This window comes from Mesorhizobium sp. M7A.F.Ca.CA.004.04.2.1, assembly GCF_004022825.1.
Taxonomy (GTDB): domain Bacteria; phylum Pseudomonadota; class Alphaproteobacteria; order Rhizobiales; family Rhizobiaceae; genus Mesorhizobium.
The window spans coordinates 1-5,670 of sequence record NZ_RZPH01000325.1; the positions used below are offsets into that span (position 1 = coordinate 1).

At 63.5% G+C, this 5,670-nt stretch carries 6 protein-coding genes and 1 pseudogene; 4 read left to right on the forward strand and 3 right to left on the reverse strand.

All coding sequences use genetic code 11. The features are described 5' to 3' along the window. Positions 1–786 (reverse strand): NAD-dependent epimerase/dehydratase family protein (locus EN893_RS16025; RefSeq protein WP_245490844.1); only part of this gene is annotated, 786 nt, incomplete at its 3' end. A 232-nt stretch (positions 787–1,018) separates the two neighbouring features. Here EN893_RS16025 and EN893_RS16030 point away from each other — a divergent pair. From EN893_RS16030 to EN893_RS16040, 3 genes are read left to right on the forward strand one after another with little or no spacing between them, the layout of a single operon-like run. After that, positions 1,019–1,663 (forward strand): isochorismatase family cysteine hydrolase, encoded by a 645-nt coding sequence (locus tag EN893_RS16030; protein WP_127267634.1) that lies wholly within the window; start codon positions 1,019–1,021, stop codon positions 1,661–1,663. Between the two features lie 48 nt (positions 1,664–1,711). Next, positions 1,712–2,254 (forward strand): MarR family winged helix-turn-helix transcriptional regulator, encoded by a 543-nt coding sequence (locus EN893_RS16035; protein ID WP_127267635.1) that lies wholly within the window; start codon positions 1,712–1,714, stop codon positions 2,252–2,254. Between the two features lie 44 nt (positions 2,255–2,298). Further along, complete coding sequence (locus EN893_RS16040; RefSeq protein ID WP_127267636.1) at positions 2,299–3,492, forward strand: amidohydrolase family protein; 1,194 nt, start codon at positions 2,299–2,301, stop codon at positions 3,490–3,492. A 3-nt stretch (positions 3,493–3,495) separates the two neighbouring features. On the opposite strand, the pseudogene EN893_RS16045 reads toward EN893_RS16040, so the two are convergent. Next, positions 3,496–4,080: pseudogene (locus EN893_RS16045) on the reverse strand (amino acid synthesis family protein). Next, positions 4,077–4,661: an amino acid synthesis family protein gene (locus EN893_RS16050; RefSeq protein ID WP_023809103.1), complete on the reverse strand. Its 585-nt coding sequence runs from the start codon at positions 4,659–4,661 to the stop codon at positions 4,077–4,079. The pseudogene EN893_RS16045 and the gene EN893_RS16050 overlap by 4 nt, the downstream one beginning before the upstream one ends. 254 nt (positions 4,662–4,915) lie before the next feature. On the opposite strand from EN893_RS16050, the gene EN893_RS16055 reads away from it, so the two are divergent. Next, the coding region (locus tag EN893_RS16055; RefSeq protein WP_128361639.1) for a BMP family ABC transporter substrate-binding protein at positions 4,916–5,670 on the forward strand (755 nt) is incomplete at its 3' end.

A 5,670-nucleotide genomic window follows, 5' to 3' on the forward strand; every position in this document is an offset into this window, starting at 1 on the left:
GGTATAGCCCTTGGGCTCGAGCAGGCCGATGATCTTGCAGGAGGTGCGGTTGACGCGGATGATCTCGCCCTCGGGATCGCCGGCGCCGAAGAACTGCTGGCGCACGGTCTCGCCGATCAGGCACACGCCTGTGCCCGAGCGGGTTTCGGAATCGCTGAACGGGCGGCCCGACACCAGCTTCCAGTCGCGCGCATCGAGATAGGCCCACAGGTCGCGGGCACTGTCGGCAGTGGCGCGGCGCGGCCCGACGCCCTCGAAAAAAGAACCCGGCGTCTGGATCCACGGCATGCGGATACTGACCGCCGAAAAGGCGCCGCGGCGCACCGCCGCGTCGACGATTTCCTCGCCCAGCCATTTCGACAGGCCGTACGGGTCCTGCGCGCCGACCGGATGGTTCAGGTCGACCGGCAGATAGGGCGGTCGAACAGGTTTCTCGAAAAAGGGATAGCCGAAAACGCTGAAGGACGAGGCATAGACGAAGCGCCTGGCGCCGGCCATGGCAGCTGCCTCGACCACATTGTAGGCGGTCGCGATGTTGGTCTTGAACACCTCGCCGCCGGCCCGGCCGGTCGGCCGCGGAATGGCCGCGACATGCACAACCGCATCGCAGTCGCGCACCAGCTGCAGCGTCGATCCCAGATCGGTCAAATCGGCGGTTGCGTGGCGCCATGCGACCTCACCCGGCACCACGGTATCGACACCAAGCACATCGTGGCCGGCCGCAACCAGAGCCTCGGCCACATGGCAGCCAAGCAGGCCACTGGCTCCGGTGACGATGGTTTTCATATCTCGGCCTCGGCTCCACAATTCAGCGGCTTGAATATCGTTGATGGTCGTACAAATCGAGCACATGCCTGACAAGCGTTGTCAAGGCCATTTCGCGATGGACAAATAGCGCATACGCTTGTCGGAGCGCGGTGCGCAAGGCCGACCAGCACGCTTTGCGTCGAACGGGATTGACTTGGCATCCACTAGGGTTTTTTGTATGAGCATCAACGATCGGTCAAAGGAGCTCGCCATGTCCGTGGACAGTTTTTCCTCACATCGGCACGATGACGCGGTGCGTCTCGATCCACGCCGTGCAGCCGTTGTCGTCATCGATATGATCAATGAATTCTGCAAGCCCGGCGGGGCCATGGTCCTGCCTGGGTACGAGACGCTGGTCGGGCCGCAACTGGCCGTGATCGAGGCCGCGCGCGCCGCCGGCGTGCCGGTGATCTGGGTCCATGACAGCCACCGGCCGGGCATGCGACGCGAGCGCGAATGGCTGAAGCGCACGCCGCATTGCCTGGACGGAAGCTGGGGGCCGGAGATCATCGAGGATCTCGGCGCCCGCGATGATGAGATCCATGTGATCAAGCGGCGCTACTCGGCCTTCTTCCAAACCGACCTCGACCTGACGCTGAAAGACATGCAGATCGATCAGTTGATCATCTTCGGCGTGGTCACCAATATCTGTGTGCGCTCGACCGTCCACGATGCCTTTTTCGAGGGCTATGAGGTGGTGGTGCCAAGCGATTGCTGCGCGGCGACGGGACCACGCGAGCAGGAAAGCTCGCTGTATGACATAGCGACCCATTTCGGCGTGGTCAGCGATTCGGCTGATGTCGTCGCAGCCCTCCGCGACGGGACATCGCTTCAACCAGCGAGGGTTGCGGCTTGAGCTTTTTCCGGCCGGCGACATCCAAGACAGCGGCGATAGGAGTCCGGTGTGACGACTGAAAAGAAACCGCAATCCAAAAAAGGCGAAACGCCGGGAGGCGATGCACCCCTGAGCCGCGAGCAGGTGCTGCAGCAGTACGCCGGGACCGGCTATGAACTGGACCGCCACCCGGCGCACGTCATCCGCCGGGCGCATCAGCGCGCGACGTTGCGCTTCCAGCAGGTCATGGCCGGCGAAGACCTTTCGCCAACGCAATTCGCGGCGCTCGCCACGATCCTCAAGCATGGCGAAGTTTCGCAGAACCATCTCGGCCGGCTGACGGCGATGGACCCATCGACCATCAGCATCGTCATGCGCAAACTGCTCAAACACGGGCTGATCACGCGCAGCGCCTCCGAAACCGACCAACGCCTGACGATGATCGCGCTGACCAGCAAAGGGACCGACTATACGCTGGAGCGGCTCGAACGCAGCGTCGAGGTCGGGCGGCGGTTCCTGTCGCCGCTCTCACCGGCCGAGCAGGCGACGCTGCTTCGCCTGCTCCAGCGCATCAACGACGACGACCCATCGACTGGCGACGGCGGCAAATAAGCTGCGTCCAGTCCTTTTTTCCATAACAGCAAAAGTGAGAACCGATGTCGTCCGACCTCCAGTCGTCTGCCAACACGCTCGTCGTCCGCAATATCGGTCTCATGCTGAGTGGCGATCTAGCACAACCGATCATCGACGCCGACACCATCGTCGTGACCGATGGACGCATATCAGGCATTGGCAAGGCAGGCGACATTGATGGCGGCAGCGCGGCGACGGTCATCGATGCGATGGGCTGCGCGGTCGCGCCGGGTCTTATCGACAACCACGCCCATCCGGTGGCCGGCGACTGGACGCCTCGGCAGAACCAGATCGGCTGGATGGATTCGACCGTGCATGGCGGCGTCACCACCATGATCTCGGCGGGGGAAGTCCACACGCCGGGCCGACCGCGCGACCTGGTCGGGCTGAAGGCGCTGGCGATCGCTGCCCAACGCACCTTCTCCAACTTCCGTCCGAACGGCATGAAGATCCTGGCCGGGGCACCGATCCTGGAACCCGGCCTTACCGAGGAAGACTTCCGCAGTCTCGCCGAGGCCGGCGTGACGCTTGTCGGCGAGGTCGGGCTTGGCGGCGTCAAGGATGGGCCGACCGGCCGGCAGATGATCGCCTGGGCGCGCAAATACGGCATGACCTCGATGACCCACACGGGCGGCCCGTCGCTGCCCGGCTCCGGCCGCATCGGCGCGGATGTCGTGCTGGAGGTCGACGCCGACATCGTCGCCCACGTCAATGGCGGGCCAACCGCCCTGCCCGACGCGGAAATACGGCAGATCTGCGAGAAGGGCTCGAGGGCGCTTGAAATCGTCCATAACGGCAATTTGCGCACCGGACTGTTCGTGCTCGATCTGGCAAGGCAGCGCGGCGAACTTTCGCGCGTCATCCTCGGCACCGACAGCCCGGCCGGATCCGGCGTGCAGCCGCTCGGCATCCTGCGGACGCTCACCATGCTGGCTTCGCTGGGCGGCATCGCGCCGGAAGTGGCGTTCTGTCTTGCCAGCGGCAACACGGCGCGCGTGCGCAGACTGGACGATCGCGGTTTGATCGAGGTCGGTCGCGCCGCCGACCTGATCTTCATGGATCAGGCGATCGGCGGCGCCGGCGACGGGCTGCTCGACAGCGTGGCGCTCGGCAATCTTCCAGGCATTGGAATGGTCGTCATCGACGGCGTGGTGCGGACCGGCCGGAGCAGAAATACGCCTCCGGCGATGCGCGTGCCGGAAGTCCTGCCTGCCTGACGGTCAGCCGACGCCGTCAATCCCGACAATCTTGTCCTTGGTCAGCCCGCCGACGCGCGGGTGCGGCCTGCCGGAATCGGTGACGGCGATAGCAACGACGATCTCGTCGGCACGCGGTGCGTCGGGAACACGAACCTCCATGCCGTCGAAATGGCTGCGCACCCGCGCCGCATCCTTGTGACCGAGCGGAATATCGAGCGACACGCCGAGGCCGCCGCGCTCATTCCTTCATCGAAGAAGCGCGGCGCCCTTGCCAAGCACATCGCGGAACGGGGCGCCGAGCTTTGGATGAAGGATGGCGGCGGCATGTTCGAGCTCGCCATCGGCGCCGACGGCGGCGGCCTTGCCGAAGCTCTCGACCCGGTAGCCGGCAATGCCCAGAGCAGCGACCGCGCGCCTGGGCAAGATATCGCCCAAGGCTTCGCCTATGGCGCTCAGTGCCGACAGGTCCTCGACGTAAGTGCCCGCATAGGGGTTGCGGATCACCGCAATGGCTGCGGCACGCCGCGTCGGCGGATCGACGGGCCGCCCGCCTTCGATCCGGGTTTCCTCGACGATGGTGATGATGCGGCGGATTTCGGGGTTCATCGCAAGCCGTCCTCGCCCTTGATGTCGGCGGCGGCAAGGCCGCCGACCCGTGCATGGACGCGTGCGCCGGTGGTCATCGCCAGGATGACCGCCATTTCGTCGCCGCGCGGCGCATCGGCAATGCCTATCTCGATCGCATCGAAATGGCTGCGCACATAGGAGGCGTTTATGTGCGTGATCGGGATGTCGATGCGCGTTCCGGGGCCGCCGACCTTCTTGGTCGAAGGCACGATCGCCTTGGCATTGCCGAGCAGTTCGCGCATCGCATAGCCCCCCGGATTGTGCCAGAGCGCGCCATGTTCAAGCTCGCCGGCGGCGCCGACTATGGCACCCTTGCCATAGCCTTCGATGGCCTGGCCGCCTTCACCAATGGCGTCGATCAGGCGCCGGGCCATATCGAGACCGAGCGGCTTCAGGTCTTCCATGAAGCCGGTGATCTCCTCGACGTAGCGTCCGGCAAAAGGGTTGGCAATGACCGCGACGACCGCGCCTCGCTTGAGCGGGCGTGCCGCGTGGGGTCCGCCCTCATGGAATATCTCTTCGACCTGAACCAGAAATTTCCTGACCACCACAGCCGGCATTGTTTCGCTTCCTTCATCCCGTCGTTCATGGAAACTCATTAGAGTATCAACAATTATGCCCGTCGACATTTGTCAAGCGCAGACGTCGAGCACGTGGGCGAAGGGCCAAGAAAACTGCATCGGATGACGATTGACAGCCTGTTAAGCCGCTCCTAAACTCATATGACCATCAACGAACTCGCCGTTGTTACGGCGATATGTGGGGATGGTCAAAGCGTGGCTTCAAAAGCTGGAAAAAGCTGAAGGGGAATGACATGAAAAGGGCGCTCAAGAGTTTATTTCTGGCCGGCACGATGCTTGCCATTTCGTTCGGACCGGCCGCCGCACAGGCCAAGGTTTCCGTGGCCGCCATCTCGGGGTATTTCGCACAGGGTTTTGGCGTTTCGATCGTCAACGGCCTCAACAAGGCCAAGACCGATTTCGGCATCGACCTCAAGCTTGTCGACACCGGCAATCGCGCGCTCGACTACCAGCAGCAGTTCGAGAATCTTGCCAAGGGCAAGCAGTACGACCTCATCTTCGTGATGGGCTGGGAGCTGGTGGACTCGCTGCAAAAGGTCAGCGCCGAATATCCCGACCAGCGCTTCGTGTTTATCGATGGCGTCCTCGACAACCCCAAGATGATCTACGCCAATTTCGCCGAGGAGCAGGGATCCTTCGTGGCCGGTGCACTTGCCGGCATGATCGAAGCCAAGGGCACCGCCTTCGACAAGATCGGCGACGGCAAGGCGATCGGCTTTGTCGGCGGCCGCGATATTCCGGTGATCCGCAACTTCCTGGGCGGCTACGAGCAAGGCGCCAAATATGCCGCGCCCGACGTCAAGGTAAACTCCGTCTTCGCCGGAACCTTCGACGACCCGGCCAAGGGAAGCGAACTTGCCCAGGCGCTTTACGGCCAAGGCTCCGACATTGTCTACAACGTCGCCGGCCCGACGGGTGAAGGCGTGATGCAGGCAAGTGCCGCGGTCGACAAATATTCGATCGGCGTCGACATCGACATGTGCGGCTC